Source organism: Thioalkalivibrio halophilus (genome assembly GCF_001995255.1).
GTDB lineage: Bacteria > Pseudomonadota > Gammaproteobacteria > Ectothiorhodospirales > Ectothiorhodospiraceae > Thioalkalivibrio > Thioalkalivibrio halophilus.
In genome coordinates this window covers 57,508-69,771 of the sequence record NZ_MUZR01000018.1, presented here as the reverse complement: position 1 = coordinate 69,771, position 12,264 = coordinate 57,508, and the positions used below count along the sequence as shown (strand labels likewise).

Sequence of the window (12,264 nt, the reverse complement as noted above, 5' to 3'; positions counted from 1 at the left end):
CATCACCCTGGGCGGGCGCGACATCACGCAGGCCCCCATCCACGAACGCGCCCGCGCCGGGCTGGGCTATCTCCCGCAGGAGGCCTCGATCTTCCGCCGCCTGTCGGTCCAGGACAACCTGCAGGCAGTGCTGGAACTGCGGCCCGGACTGGACCGCCACGAGCGCCGCCGCATTGGCGATGCCCTGATCGAGGAATTCCAGCTCGAAACCGTGCGCCACAGCCCCGGCATCGCGTTGTCCGGAGGCGAACGGCGGCGCGCCGAGATCGCCCGTGCGCTGGCCGGTGATCCGCGGTTTATCTGCCTGGACGAACCCTTCGCCGGGGTCGACCCGATCTCGGTCAGCGAGATCCAGGAAGTGATCCGCCACCTGGCCGAACGCGGCATCGGCGTACTAATCTCGGACCACAACGTGCGCGAGACCCTGGGCATCTGCCACCGCGCCTACATCCTCAGCGAGGGGCACCTTCTGAGCGCGGGAACGCCGGAGGAACTGCTGGACGATGCCCGCGTGCGCGAGGTCTACCTCGGCGAAAATTTCCGCCTGTGACACCGATCGCCACATCCGGCCGGTGCACAAGGCCACAACAAGGGATTACTATTCACTTATGGTGAACAACGCCTCTCCCAACTCATGCTGAAGCCCGGGCTGAACCTGCAGCTCGGTCAGACGCTGACCATGACGCCGCAGCTGCAGCAGGCCATCCGGCTGTTGCAGCTCTCGACGCTGGAGCTCCAGGCCGAGATCCAGCAGGCGCTGGAAAGCAACCCCATGCTGGAACAGGCCGAGGACGACGAACTCGGCGCCGATGGCGAAGAAACCCCGGACCCCGGCACCGAGGGCGAGAACGAGACCGCCAGCGATGCCGCCGCCGGCACCGGCGAAACGGTGGACGCCGGCGGTTCGGAGGATGTCATCCCCGACGAACTGGTGACCGACACCCGCTGGGAAGACATCTACGACGCCAGCGCCAGCCCGCGCGGACTGGACGACCGCGATCCCCTGGAAAACACCTCGGACGACGATGGCGGTGGCCTGCAGGACCACCTGCTGTGGCAGCTGCATCTGTCGCACCTGACCCCGCGTGACCAGCGCATCGGCGCCGCCCTGATCGACACCATCAACGGCGACGGTTACCTCGAGGGGGACGTCGAGACCCTGGCCGACACCATCAGTCAGGGCGAGGACACCCCGGTCGGCACCGACGAGGTGGAGGCAGTGCGCCACTGGCTGCAGCACTGCGACCCCCTCGGGGTCGGGTCGCTGGATCTGCGCGAGTGCCTGGAGGTCCAGCTGGGCGAGCTGGCGCCGGACGCGCCCTCGCGCGAAGCCGCGCGCGCGGTCCTGGAACACGGCATGGACGCCCTTGCCCGGCGTGACTACAAGGCACTGCAGCGCCAGAGCGGCGTGCGCGATGCCGACGAGCTGGCCGCGGCCCTGGACCTGATCCGTACGCTCAACCCGCGCCCCGGCGCCCAGATCAGCGAGACGCCGCCGGAATACGTGGTCCCGGATGTCTACGTGCGTCATACCGACCAGGGCTGGCAGGTCGACCTGAATCCCGAGATCGCCCCGCGCATTCGCGTCAACGACCTCTACGCCGGCATGGTCCGCCAGGTCTCCGATGCCCGCGACAGCGCATTCATGCGCGACCAGCTGCAGGAGGCGCGGTGGTTCATCAAGAGCCTGCACAGCCGCAACGACACCCTGCTGCGCGTAGCGCGAGCGATCGTCGAACGCCAGCAGGGGTTCCTGGAACACGGCGAGGTGGCGATGCAGCCGCTGATCCTGCGCGACATCGCCGAAGCCCTGGAGATGCACGAGTCCACGATCTCGCGGGTGACCACGCAGAAATACATGCACACCCCCCGCGGAGTGTTCGAATTCAAGTATTTCTTCTCCAGTCACGTGGGCACCAGCGACGGCGGGGAATGCTCCGCGACCGCGATTCGTGCCATGATCCGCGAACTCATCGAAGAGGAAACGCCGGGCAAACCGCTCAGCGATTCCCGCCTCGCCCGGATCCTGGCGGATCGGGGCATCAACGTGGCCCGACGTACCGTGGCCAAATACCGGGAGGGCATGAACCTGCCATCCTCCAGCGAACGCCGCCAGATGGCCGCCATGCCGACCGGAAGCAAACCGAAAGGAGCCTGACCCATGCAGATCAACCTCACCGGACACCACGTCGAAATCACCGACGCCCTGCGCGACTACGTCAACGAGAAATTCGAGAAGCTGGAACGCCACTTCGACAAGGTGATCGACGTGCACGTGGTGCTGACCCACGAGAAGACGCAGAAGCTGCACAACAAGGCGGAAGCGAATCTGCAGGTCACCGGCAACCACATCCACGCCGAGGCCAGCCACGACGACATGTACGCCGCCATCGACGGCCTGATCGACAAGGTCGACCGCCAGCTGATCAAGCACAAGGAGAAGGTCAAGGACCATCATCGCGCCGAAGGCCACCAGCGCAACCGCGAACAGACCCCGTAAACCGATGAACCCGGCCGAGCTCATCACCCCGGAGCGCATCGGACTGGAAGCCGACTGCTCCAGCAAGAAACGAGCGCTGGAAACCCTCGCCGATCTGCTGGTGGACGGGGCCGCGGACGGGCTGGCGGCCAGCGCCGCGTTCGAAGCCATGTCGGCCCGCGAAAAACTGGGCTCCACCGGGCTCGGCCATGGCGTGGCGATTCCGCACGGCCGTCTGGCCGAGCTGGATACGCCCCGCATCGCGGTCCTGCGTCTGGATCAGGGCGTGGATTTCGAGGCCATGGACCACGAACCGGTGGACATCCTGATCGCCCTGCTGGTGCCGGAAGAGGCCACCAGCGAACACCTGGACCTGCTGGCCCAGCTCGCACGCGGCCTGTCGCAGCCGGACACCCTCGCCGGCATCCGGCGCGCCGCGGACAGCGCGGGGGTCCAGCAGGCCCTCACCCGGGCCCTGGGAGACACCTGACCATGGCCGACCGGGCGGAGGCGGCAGGCGACGGCACCGCGAGCAACATCACCATCGCCGCGCTCACGCGGGCGATGGGGAGCCGTCTGGACCTGCGCTACGTCCACGGGGAGGAGGCCGCGGGCGACCGCGAACTCCTGGGAGTCGGCGATGGCGACCTGCCGCTGGCCGGCCATCTCAACCTGATCCGCCCCAACCGCATCCAGGTCATCGGCGACTACGAGGCCCGCTACATCGCCGGCCTGTCCGACGAACAGCGTGACCACCTTGTGCTGGAGATGGCCCGCACCGGCACCACCATGGTGATTTTCGCCGAGGACACCTGCCCGTTCCCGCGCATGCCCCACGCTGGTGACGACCCGCTGCCGGTGATCCTGTGCACACGCACCTCCTCGCACGAAGTCATCGCCCTGCTGCGCTATTTCCTGCAGCAGCGCCTCGCTCATTTCGAGGTGCGCCACGGGGTGTTCATGGAGATCCTCGGGATCGGCGTGCTGATCTCGGGGGCGTCGAGCGTCGGCAAGAGCGAGGTAGCGCTGGAACTGATCTCGCGGGGCCATCGGCTGATCGCCGATGATGCCCCCGAATTCGCGCGCATTGCCCCCGATATCGTGCGCGGACACTGCCCCGCCCTGCTCCAGGACCTGCTCGAGGTGCGCGGCCTGGGCGTGCTCAACATCCGCGCGATGTACGGCGACTCGGCGATCAAGGGCGGCAAATATCTGCGCCTGATCATCGATCTGCGCGACCACAACGAGCCCTCGCCGGTGCCGGACGATCGTCTGAACGGGCGTCGCGGCGAAAGCGAGATCCTCGGCCTGCGCATCCCGCTGATCAGCCTGCCGGTGGCGCCGGGACGCAACATCGCGGTCATGATCGAGGCCGCGGTCCGCAATCACCTGCTGCACATGCAGGGCTACATCGCCGGGGACGACCTGCGCGCCCGCCAGCGGCGCCAGATGGGCGAGGATCAGCAGGAGGAGTCCATCTTCCACATCGGCGGGCCCAGCACCACGGTCCCCAACCCCGATCCCGAGGGCTGACCGACATGCGTCTGCTGCTGGTCAGTGGTCTGTCGGGTTCCGGCAAGACCGTCGCCCTGCATACCCTGGAGGACGCCGGCTACTTCTGCGTCGACAACCTTCCGCTGCCGATGCTGCCGGAACTGGTGGAGAAGGTCCGCAGCGGCCATTACGACACCGGCGGTGACCGCCACCTGGCCGTGGGCGTGGACGTCCGTTCGGGCCTCGACGCCCTCAGCGGCTTCGGCAAGCTGCTGGGCGAGCTGCGCGGATCGGGCCTGGAGGTCGAGGTGCTGTTCCTCAATGCCTCCGACGAGGTCCTGCTGCGCCGCTACCACCTGACCCGCAGGCGGCATCCGCTGGCTCGCGACGGCATCCCGCTGGTGGAAGCGATCGGCATGGAACGGACCTGGCTGGGGCACGTGGCGGTGGAGGCCGACCTGACCGTGGACACCAGCCGGCTGTCGATGCATGACCTCGCGCGCACGTTGCGGGGCCGGGTCGGCAGCCGCGAGACCGCCGGCCTGTCCCTGCTGTTCCAGTCCTTCGGCTTCAAGCACGGCTCGCCGCTGGATTCCGATTTCGTGTTCGACGTGCGCTGTCTGCCCAACCCCCACTACGAGCGTGAACTGGCGCCGCTGACCGGGCTGGATCCGGCGGTGGCGGGTTTCCTCGACAGCCATGGCGAGGTCGGGGCGATGTTCGAATCCATCCACGGCTTCCTCGACACCTGGATCCCGCGGCTGGTGGCGGACCATCGCAGCTATGCCACGGTCTCCATCGGCTGCACCGGCGGGCGCCACCGCTCGGTCTACCTGGTGGAACGGCTGGCGGCTGCGTGGCGCGAGCGGGAACATGTTACTGTTAGCACCCGTCATCGCGAGCTCGATTCTCTCTCCCCTGAAACGGAGTAGTTCCATGGGCGTCGGTCTGATCCTGATCACGCATCAAAACCTGGGCGACACACTCCTGCAGACCGCGCAGAGCATGCTGGGAGACCTGCCCGAGGACTGCGAGTCCATGGCGATGTCACAAAGCGACGATCCGGACGATATTCAGGCGCAGGCGCGCGCCCGCATGGAAACCCTCGACAGCGGTGCCGGTGTGCTGGTCCTGACCGACATGTTCGGCTCCACGCCGGCCAACGTGGCCAGCCGCGTGGCGCGCGGACACAACGCGCGCGTGATCGCGGGCGTCAACCTGCCGATGCTCGTCCGCGTACTCAACTACCGCCATCTACCCCTGAGCGAACTGGTCAACAAGGCGCTGTCCGGGGGCCATGACGGAATCCTTCTCTGCGACCAGGAATCCAGCGATGCCGCAGCGCGCAGTTCCCATCGTTAACCGGCTGGGCATGCATGCCCGGGCCGCCGCGAAGTTCGTCAGCCTCGCCAGTCAGTACACCGCCGATGTCACCGTCGCCCGCAACGATCAGGAAGTGAACGGCAAGAGCATCATGGGGGTGATGATGCTGGCCGCCGCGCAGGGCTCGGAGATCACGATCCGCACCGACGGCGCAGAGGATGCCGAGGCGGCGCTGGATGCCCTGACCGAACTGGTCGCCGACCGCTTCGGCGAGGAATCCTGAGGCTCATCCCCCCAGAAGACCGCCGGCCAGGGCGAACCACAGCGGCAGGGTAACCAGCGAAAGGGCCGTGGTCAGGGTCACCGCGGCCGCGTACAGCCCGGTATCCAGCCCGAAGCGGTCACAGAACACCAGCCCCAGCACCATCGCCGGCATGGCCGCCTCCAGCACCGTCCCGGTCGCGGGGATCCCCTCCATGCCCAGCAGCCACACCAGTCCCAGCGCCACCGCCGGCGCCAGCAGCAGCTGGATCACCACGACGACCGCCAGCGGGCGGGCGTCGCGCCCGTGAAAGCGGTGGAAGACCAGTGCCAGGCCCAGAGCGAACAGCATCAGCGGCGACACCGAATCCGCCAGCAGTCCCAGCCACTCCTCCAGCCAGACCGTCTGCGGCACCCCGCCCAGGTTCAGGGTGACACCGGCGAGGGCGGCCCAGATCGACGGCACCGACAACAGGCCGCGCAGCGGATGCACCGGCGGCATGCGGCCGTCGCCGTAGCGGCGCGCGAGGACCACGCCCAGGGTCAGCACCAGCGGCAGGCAGGCGAACAGGTCGTACTGGATGGCAACCGCGCGCCCCGCCTCGCCGAACAGACTGTCGAGGATCGGCAGGCCCAGATAGGTCGCGTTGGGCCAGGCGGCGGCCAGCAGCATCGCGCCCACTGCGGCTCGGTCGGCGGTGCATGCACGGCACGCACCGGCAGTAACGGCCAGGGTAATCAGGACCGTCGCCCCGGCCACCAGGGCGATGCGCACCGAGTCCAGGCCCAGCGGTGCAGTCCACAGGACCTGCAGCACCAGCGCGGGCAGCAGCAGGTAATAGACGAGCGTAGTGAGGACCCGGCGGGTGGTTTCGGCATCCAGACCGCCGGGCTGCAGGATCCGCCAGCCGACCCCGGCAACGATCAGGGCCCCCATCTGGGTCATCACGCTGAGCACGGGGGGGACCTCGTCGGCTTGTCAGGGTCGGTTCGAGTGGCGGACGGAGCGACCCGGAAACGGGCCGCGGGAGGTGGTTACGGCGGGAGCCGGGCTCAGGCGTTGCCGCCGGCCTGCTGCTCCTGTTCCTGCTGCTGCTTTTCGATGTCGGCGCGCACGGCCTCCATGTCCAGCTCGCGCACCTTGCCCAGCACCTCGTCCAGCTGCGCCGCGGAGAGGACGCCCGGCTGCGAAAACACGATGACCTGCTCGCGGAAGATCATCAGGGTCGGGATGGAGCGGATCTGGAAGGCACCGGCGATGCCCTGCTCCTCGTCGGTGTTGACCTTGGCGAAGACGACGTCGTCGTGCTTGTTCGAGGCTTCCTCGAAGGTCGGCGCGAACTGCTGGCACGGGCCGCACCACGGCGCCCAGAAATCCATGATGACGATGTCATTCCCGGTGATGGTGGATTCGAAGTTGTCCTGCGTGAGTTCCTGAACGGCCATGATCGGGCTCCGGCTTGAAATTACGGCCCTTTACCTTAACAGGCCGCCCGGATGCTGTCAGGGAGACGACTGCGCGAGCATGGCCGCCCGCAGACGCTCGAGACGATCGATCGGATCATCGGATTCCAGCAGCGACTGCTTGATCGCGAGATCCACCGGCAGCAGTTCGGCGAGACGCCCGGCCACCCAGGCCGAATCATCCAGGTGGCGCTCGAGATGCGACCAGGGCGTGCCCAGCTGATCCAGCAGACGCTCCAGCAGACCGGCCAGCGATGCGTAGTCCACCGGCAGGCTGACCGCCGGCCATTCGTCCAGCGGCTCCACCTCGCCCAGCCACAGTCCGTCATCCCCGCGCCGCGGGTTGTGGATCCGCTGGCGCTGCGCCCCCTTGGCGAGGATCCCCAGCAGACCGTCGGAGCGCTGGTCCCAGTCGATGATGCGCGTCTCGGTGCCCACCGCATGGAACCCCACCGTCGGATCCGATTCGGACGGCGGTTCTTCGCCCTCGGCGGGCGGCTCGATCGCCACCACCACGAAGCCGCTGTCGTCGCGCAGGCAGCCACGCACCATGTCGAGATAGCGCGTCTCGAAGATCCGCAACGGCAGCAGACCACCCGGGAACAGTACGGTGTTCAGCGGAAACAGCGGAAGCGTCTTCATTCGGGGCCGTCCTCTCCACCCTGGCGGTGCCCGGTCCCCCAGCGGGGACCCAGTGCGTGTTCGATCTGCAGGTGATCCAGGACCCGCGCCACCATGAAATCGATCAGGTCCTGCAGACCTTCGGGGCGATGGTAGAACGCCGGATTGGCCGGCATCACCACGGCGCCCATGCGGGTCAGGCGCAGCATGTTCTCCAGATGGATCTCGGAGAACGGGGTCTCGCGCACCACCAGGATCAGGCGGCGGCGCTCCTTCAGGACCACGTCGGCGGCGCGCTCGATCAACCCGCGCGAGGCCCCGGTCGCCACCGCCGATACCGTGGCCGTGGTACAGGGGCACACGACCATGGACTCGGGGGCCGCCGAGCCGCTGGCCACCGGGGCGGTCCACTCGTCCGGGCCGTAACACTGAATCTGACCCGGCGCGGCAGCGTAGCGTTCACTGAAGAACCGGGCGATCTCCACCGGCCGCCCGGGCACGCCGAGGTCGGTCTCCATCCCGAGCACCACCTGTCCCGGCTTCGACACCATCAGATGCACTTCGACCCCGGCCTGCACCAGACACTCCAGCAGGCGCAGGCCATAGGGTGCCCCCGACGCGCCAGTCAGGGCCAGGGCGATGCGCCGACTCATGACCGCTCCTCCCGCAGGCGGTCGATCAGGCGCTGATGCAGCCCGCCAAAACCGCCGTTGCTCATGATCACCAGGGTGTCGCCGGGTCGCAGGCCGTCCAGCAGCCCCTGCAGCAGCTCATCCACCGACGGCGCCACCGTCAGGCGCTCTTCCAGACGGGTGCGCAGCGGACCGATGGCCCAGTCCAGGTCGGGCGGCCGGTACAGGTGCACGCCATCAGCGCGATCCAGGGCATCGCCCAGCGCACCCGCGTGCACCCCCATGCGCATGGTGTTGGACCGGGGCTCCAGCGCCACCAGCAGGCGCCCGCCCTCGTCCAGTCCGCCGCGCAGGCCCTCGAGGGTCATGCGGATGGCGGTCGGGTGATGAGCGAAGTCATCCAGGACCCGGACCCCGGCGATCTCCGCACGCAGCTCCTGGCGTCGACGGACCCCGCGAAACTCCGGCAGCGCCGCCAGCCCGGTGGCGAGCGGCACGCCGGCGTGGCGGGCCGCGGCCAGCGCCGCCAGCGCATTGGCCTGGTTGTGCCGACCGCACATCGACCATTCAACGCGACCACACGGCTGTTCGTTTTCCAGGACCTCGAAGCAGCGACCGTCGGCCGACAGCGAGCGAGCGCTCAGCGCTACCGCCGAGTCTGCGGGGCCGTCCTCGCCGGTCGCGAGCCGCTCCACCGGTGTCCAGCAACCGGACTCCAGCACGCGTTCCAGTGCGGCGTCCCCGGCGGGCATCAGGATCTTGCCCTGGCCCGGCACGGTGCGCACCAGGTGATGAAACTGACGCTCGATCGCCTGCAGATCCGGGTAGATGTCGGCGTGATCGTATTCGAGGTTGTTCAGCACCAGGGTCCGTGGCCGGTAATGGACGAACTTGGCGCGCTTGTCGAAGAACGCACTGTCGTATTCGTCCGCCTCGATCACGAAGAACGGCGACTCGCCGAGACGCGCGCTCACGCCGAAGTTGCCGGGGACCCCGCCGATCAGGAATCCTGGCGCCATGCCGGCGTATTCCAGGATCCAGGCCAGCAGCGAGCTGGTGGTGGTCTTGCCGTGGGTCCCCGCGACCGCCAGCACCCAGCGGTCGTGCAGCACGTGCTCCGCCAGCCACTGGGGACCGGAGGTGTACGCCTGCCCGCGGTCCAGCATCGCCTCCACCGCGGGCGTGCCACGGGTCATCACGTTGCCCACCACCACCGGGACGTCCTCGGGCAGGGCTTCGGCCTCGTAACCCGCGTGGTAAGGGATGCCCGCGGCCGCCAGCTGCTCGCTCATGGGGGGATAAAGCGTCTGCGCGTCGGCCCCGCTCACGCGATAGCCGCGGGCGCGCGCCAGCTGCGCCAGCCCGCCCATAAAGGTCCCGCCGATCCCGAGGATGTGCAGATCGGCGGAGCGGTTCATGCCGTCACCGCCCCGGCCACGCCCTGGGTGATCACCGACGAGATCAGGACGAACCCCAGCGCGATCACGACCCCCGCCATGCGGTTCGACAGTTCGAGGGCCTGGTGCAGGATATGGCCATACACGAACAGCAACCAGCCCAGCAGGAGCAACATGCCCAGTACCGCCAGCGGCGGGGCCTCCCCGGCCTCCGGATCAATCGGAGCGACCAGCGTCAGCAACGCCATCAGCAGCCCGAGGATCGCCCCGGTACCCACCATCGCGGTAAAGGTCTGCACCTGGCGCCCGACAAAGCCCTGAAACCGCAGTGCCAGGGCCACGAAGCCGAACAGCACCGCCACATCCACCAGATTCATGACCAGGGCCGCAGTCGCGCCATACATCGGCACGCCGATGGCCAGCCCCACGGCCACCGCGACCCCGGTCCAGAACACCGCGAGCGCGGGATCCGCCGGCAGGTCCTGCGGTCCGCGGCGGGCGCGCAGGATGTCCAGCATGACCAGCAGGCCGTTCACTCCCCGGCCTCCATGGCTTCCAGCGCCTCAAGCTCGTCCAGCATCTCCTCGGCCTGCTCGTCGGCCTGGGCGCCACCGGTGAGGAAATCGCGCCGCTGCAGATACGCCCTGCGCATGGCGATGTAGGGGTCATCGGAAAGCTGGTCGATCATGGCCTCGGTGTCGATGAGCCCCGCACGCATGTCGACCACGTCCACCACCACCAGGCCGACCCACAGCGGCGTGCGATCGCGCCGGACGCTGCGGACGTTGCGCGGATCGGTCTGACTGTCGACCAGGCGGGCGGGCGCATCCCGTGCGGTGCTGGGCCCCAGCAGCGGCAGCTGCAGATAGGGCCCGGACGGCACGCCCCAGGCACCGAGGGTCTGGCCGAAATCCTCGTTGTTCTTGTCCAGTCCCATCGGCGAGGCGACGTCGATCAGGCCGGCCAGACCGAACGTGGTGTTGAACATCAGCCGGCTGGTATCCGAGGCCGCGGCGTGCAGATTGCCCTGCAACAGGTTGTTGAACAGGACCGTCACGTCGTTGAGGTTGGAGAAGAAATTGCCGACGCCCGTCTGCACCGGGTCGGGCAGGCGGCGGTACTGCACGGCCGTGGGCCTGAGGATCGCCTGGTCCACCTCCTGGTTGAAGGCGAACATCGCGCGGTTGTAGGACTCCCAGGGATCATCCGGATGGCGGTCCTCGGACGGTACGCTGGCGCAGCCGGCCAGGCCGAGCAGCAGACCGAGCGCCAGCCCGGGCACGACCAGCCACCGCAGCATGCCCCGCGCCGACCCTCGCGGACGCCCCGGGAAGCCCATGACCTCAGGTCCCGCTGCGGTTGCGGCTGGCCGCGATCCGCAGGCGCAGCGCGTTGAGCCGAATAAAGCCTTCGGCGTCCTTCTGGTCGTACGCGCCGGCGTCGTCCTCGAAGGTCGCGATGGACTCGTCGAACAGGCTGTCCGGCGACTGGCGACCGGCCACCATCACGTTGCCCTTGTACAGGCGCAGGCGCACCTCGCCGTTGACCACGCCCTGGGACTCGTCGATCGCCGCCTGCAGCATGCGCCGTTCGGGGCTCCACCAGTAGCCGTTGTAGATGATGCTGGCGTAGCGCGGCATCAGCTCGTCCTTCAGGTGGGCGGCCTCGCGATCCAGGGTGATCGACTCCAGCGCGCGGCGCGCACGCAGCAGGATGGTACCGCCCGGAGTCTCGTAGCAGCCGCGCGACTTCATGCCGACATAACGGTTTTCGACGATATCCAGCCGACCGATGCCATGGGCCCCGCCGCGCTCGTTCAGCTTCGACAGCAGTGCAGCCGGCGACAGCTTCTCGCCGTTGATGGAGACCGGGTCACCGTTCTCGAAACCGATGGTGAGGACCTCGGGCTCGTTCGGAGCGGCCTCGGGCGACACCGACCAGCGCCACATGTCTTCCTCGGAGTCGGTCCACGGATCCTCCAGCGGGCCGCCCTCGTAAGAGATGTGCAGCAGGTTGGCGTCCATCGAGTACGGGGACTTCTTGCCCGCCTGGGCATAGTCCACCGGAATGCCGTGCTGTTCGGCGTACGCCATCAGGCGCTCGCGCGAATTGAGGTCCCATTCGCGCCACGGGGCGATCACCTCGATGCCCGGCTTGAGCGCGTAGGCGCCCAGCTCGAAGCGCACCTGGTCGTTGCCCTTGCCGGTGGCACCGTGGGCGATCGCATCCGCGCCGGTCTCCTCGGCGATCTCCACCAGGCGGCGCGCGATCAGCGGCCGCGCGATGGAGGTGCCCAGCAGGTACTCGCCCTCGTAGACCGTATTGGCCCGGAACATCGGGAAGACGTAGTCGCGCACGAAGGTCTCGCGCAGATCCTCGATGTAGATCTGCTTCACCCCCAGGGCCTCGGCCTTGGCGCGGGCCGGTTCGACCTCCTCGCCCTGGCCCAGGTCGGCAGTGAAGGTGATGACCTCGCAGCCGTACTGCTCCTCCAGCCACTTGAGGATGACCGAGGTATCCAGACCGCCGGAATAGGCGAGGACGACGCGCTTGATGTTCGAACTCATGGGCATGCAATCCTTGGGAAAGACAC

At 68.1% G+C, this 12,264-nt stretch carries 16 protein-coding genes; 8 read left to right on the top strand and 8 right to left on the bottom strand.

Going from position 1 to position 12,264, the window contains the following annotated elements; genetic code table 11:
• The 8 genes from lptB to B1A74_RS06700 form a co-directional block, all read left to right on the top strand.
• Nucleotides 1-550 (top strand): LPS export ABC transporter ATP-binding protein (gene lptB, locus B1A74_RS06735; RefSeq protein WP_077244159.1); only part of this gene is annotated, 550 nt, incomplete at its 5' end.
• 84 nt (nucleotides 551-634) lie between these two features.
• A complete protein-coding gene (locus B1A74_RS06730) occupies nucleotides 635-2,158 on the top strand; it encodes an RNA polymerase factor sigma-54 (RefSeq protein WP_077244158.1) in 1,524 nt (507 codons plus the stop codon).
• A 3-nt stretch (nucleotides 2,159-2,161) separates the two neighbouring features.
• A complete protein-coding gene (gene hpf / locus B1A74_RS06725; protein ID WP_077244157.1) occupies nucleotides 2,162-2,500 on the top strand; it encodes a ribosome hibernation-promoting factor, HPF/YfiA family in 339 nt (112 codons plus the stop codon).
• A gap of 4 nt (nucleotides 2,501-2,504) precedes the next feature.
• Complete coding sequence (locus tag B1A74_RS06720; protein WP_018947414.1) at nucleotides 2,505-2,969, top strand: PTS sugar transporter subunit IIA; 465 nt, start codon at nucleotides 2,505-2,507, stop codon at nucleotides 2,967-2,969.
• Nucleotides 2,970-2,971: 2 nt separating this feature from the next.
• The gene (gene hprK / locus B1A74_RS06715) at nucleotides 2,972-4,012 is read left to right on the top strand and encodes an HPr(Ser) kinase/phosphatase (protein WP_018947415.1); all 1,041 of its coding nucleotides are present in this window, start codon (nucleotides 2,972-2,974) and stop codon (nucleotides 4,010-4,012) included.
• A gap of 5 nt (nucleotides 4,013-4,017) precedes the next feature.
• Complete coding sequence (gene rapZ / locus B1A74_RS06710; RefSeq protein ID WP_077244156.1) at nucleotides 4,018-4,905, top strand: RNase adapter RapZ; 888 nt, start codon at nucleotides 4,018-4,020, stop codon at nucleotides 4,903-4,905.
• A gap of 4 nt (nucleotides 4,906-4,909) precedes the next feature.
• Complete coding sequence (locus tag B1A74_RS06705) at nucleotides 4,910-5,335, top strand: PTS sugar transporter subunit IIA (protein WP_018869829.1); 426 nt, start codon at nucleotides 4,910-4,912, stop codon at nucleotides 5,333-5,335.
• A complete protein-coding gene (locus B1A74_RS06700; RefSeq protein WP_019021464.1) occupies nucleotides 5,307-5,579 on the top strand; it encodes an HPr family phosphocarrier protein in 273 nt (90 codons plus the stop codon). The genes B1A74_RS06705 and B1A74_RS06700 overlap by 29 nt, the downstream gene beginning before the upstream one ends.
• 3 nt (nucleotides 5,580-5,582) lie before the next feature.
• Here B1A74_RS06700 and B1A74_RS06695 read toward each other — a convergent pair whose 3' ends face one another.
• The 8 genes from B1A74_RS06695 to B1A74_RS06660 form a co-directional block, all read right to left on the bottom strand.
• Nucleotides 5,583-6,515, bottom strand: coding sequence for an AEC family transporter (locus B1A74_RS06695; RefSeq protein ID WP_026289012.1), 933 nt, complete (start codon nucleotides 6,513-6,515; stop codon nucleotides 5,583-5,585).
• A 95-nt stretch (nucleotides 6,516-6,610) separates the two neighbouring features.
• Nucleotides 6,611-7,003, bottom strand: coding sequence for a thioredoxin (trxA, locus tag B1A74_RS06690; protein ID WP_024328207.1), 393 nt, complete (start codon nucleotides 7,001-7,003; stop codon nucleotides 6,611-6,613).
• A 57-nt stretch (nucleotides 7,004-7,060) separates the two neighbouring features.
• Nucleotides 7,061-7,663: an LON peptidase substrate-binding domain-containing protein gene (locus B1A74_RS06685; RefSeq protein ID WP_077244155.1), complete on the bottom strand. Its 603-nt coding sequence runs from the start codon at nucleotides 7,661-7,663 to the stop codon at nucleotides 7,061-7,063.
• Complete coding sequence (locus tag B1A74_RS06680) at nucleotides 7,660-8,295, bottom strand: flavin prenyltransferase UbiX (protein ID WP_077244154.1); 636 nt, start codon at nucleotides 8,293-8,295, stop codon at nucleotides 7,660-7,662. Before B1A74_RS06680 ends, B1A74_RS06685 begins: the two co-directional genes overlap by 4 nt.
• Complete coding sequence (gene mpl / locus B1A74_RS06675; RefSeq protein ID WP_077244153.1) at nucleotides 8,292-9,692, bottom strand: UDP-N-acetylmuramate:L-alanyl-gamma-D-glutamyl-meso-diaminopimelate ligase; 1,401 nt, start codon at nucleotides 9,690-9,692, stop codon at nucleotides 8,292-8,294. Before mpl ends, B1A74_RS06680 begins: the two co-directional genes overlap by 4 nt.
• Complete coding sequence (locus B1A74_RS06670) at nucleotides 9,689-10,207, bottom strand: hypothetical protein (RefSeq protein ID WP_018869822.1); 519 nt, start codon at nucleotides 10,205-10,207, stop codon at nucleotides 9,689-9,691. The genes mpl and B1A74_RS06670 overlap by 4 nt, the downstream gene beginning before the upstream one ends.
• Nucleotides 10,204-10,971: an MlaA family lipoprotein gene (locus B1A74_RS06665; protein WP_024328212.1), complete on the bottom strand. Its 768-nt coding sequence runs from the start codon at nucleotides 10,969-10,971 to the stop codon at nucleotides 10,204-10,206. The genes B1A74_RS06670 and B1A74_RS06665 overlap by 4 nt, the downstream gene beginning before the upstream one ends.
• A 43-nt stretch (nucleotides 10,972-11,014) precedes the next feature.
• Nucleotides 11,015-12,238, bottom strand: coding sequence for an argininosuccinate synthase (locus B1A74_RS06660; protein WP_077244152.1), 1,224 nt, complete (start codon nucleotides 12,236-12,238; stop codon nucleotides 11,015-11,017).
• Between the last annotated feature and the right edge of the window lie 26 nt (nucleotides 12,239-12,264).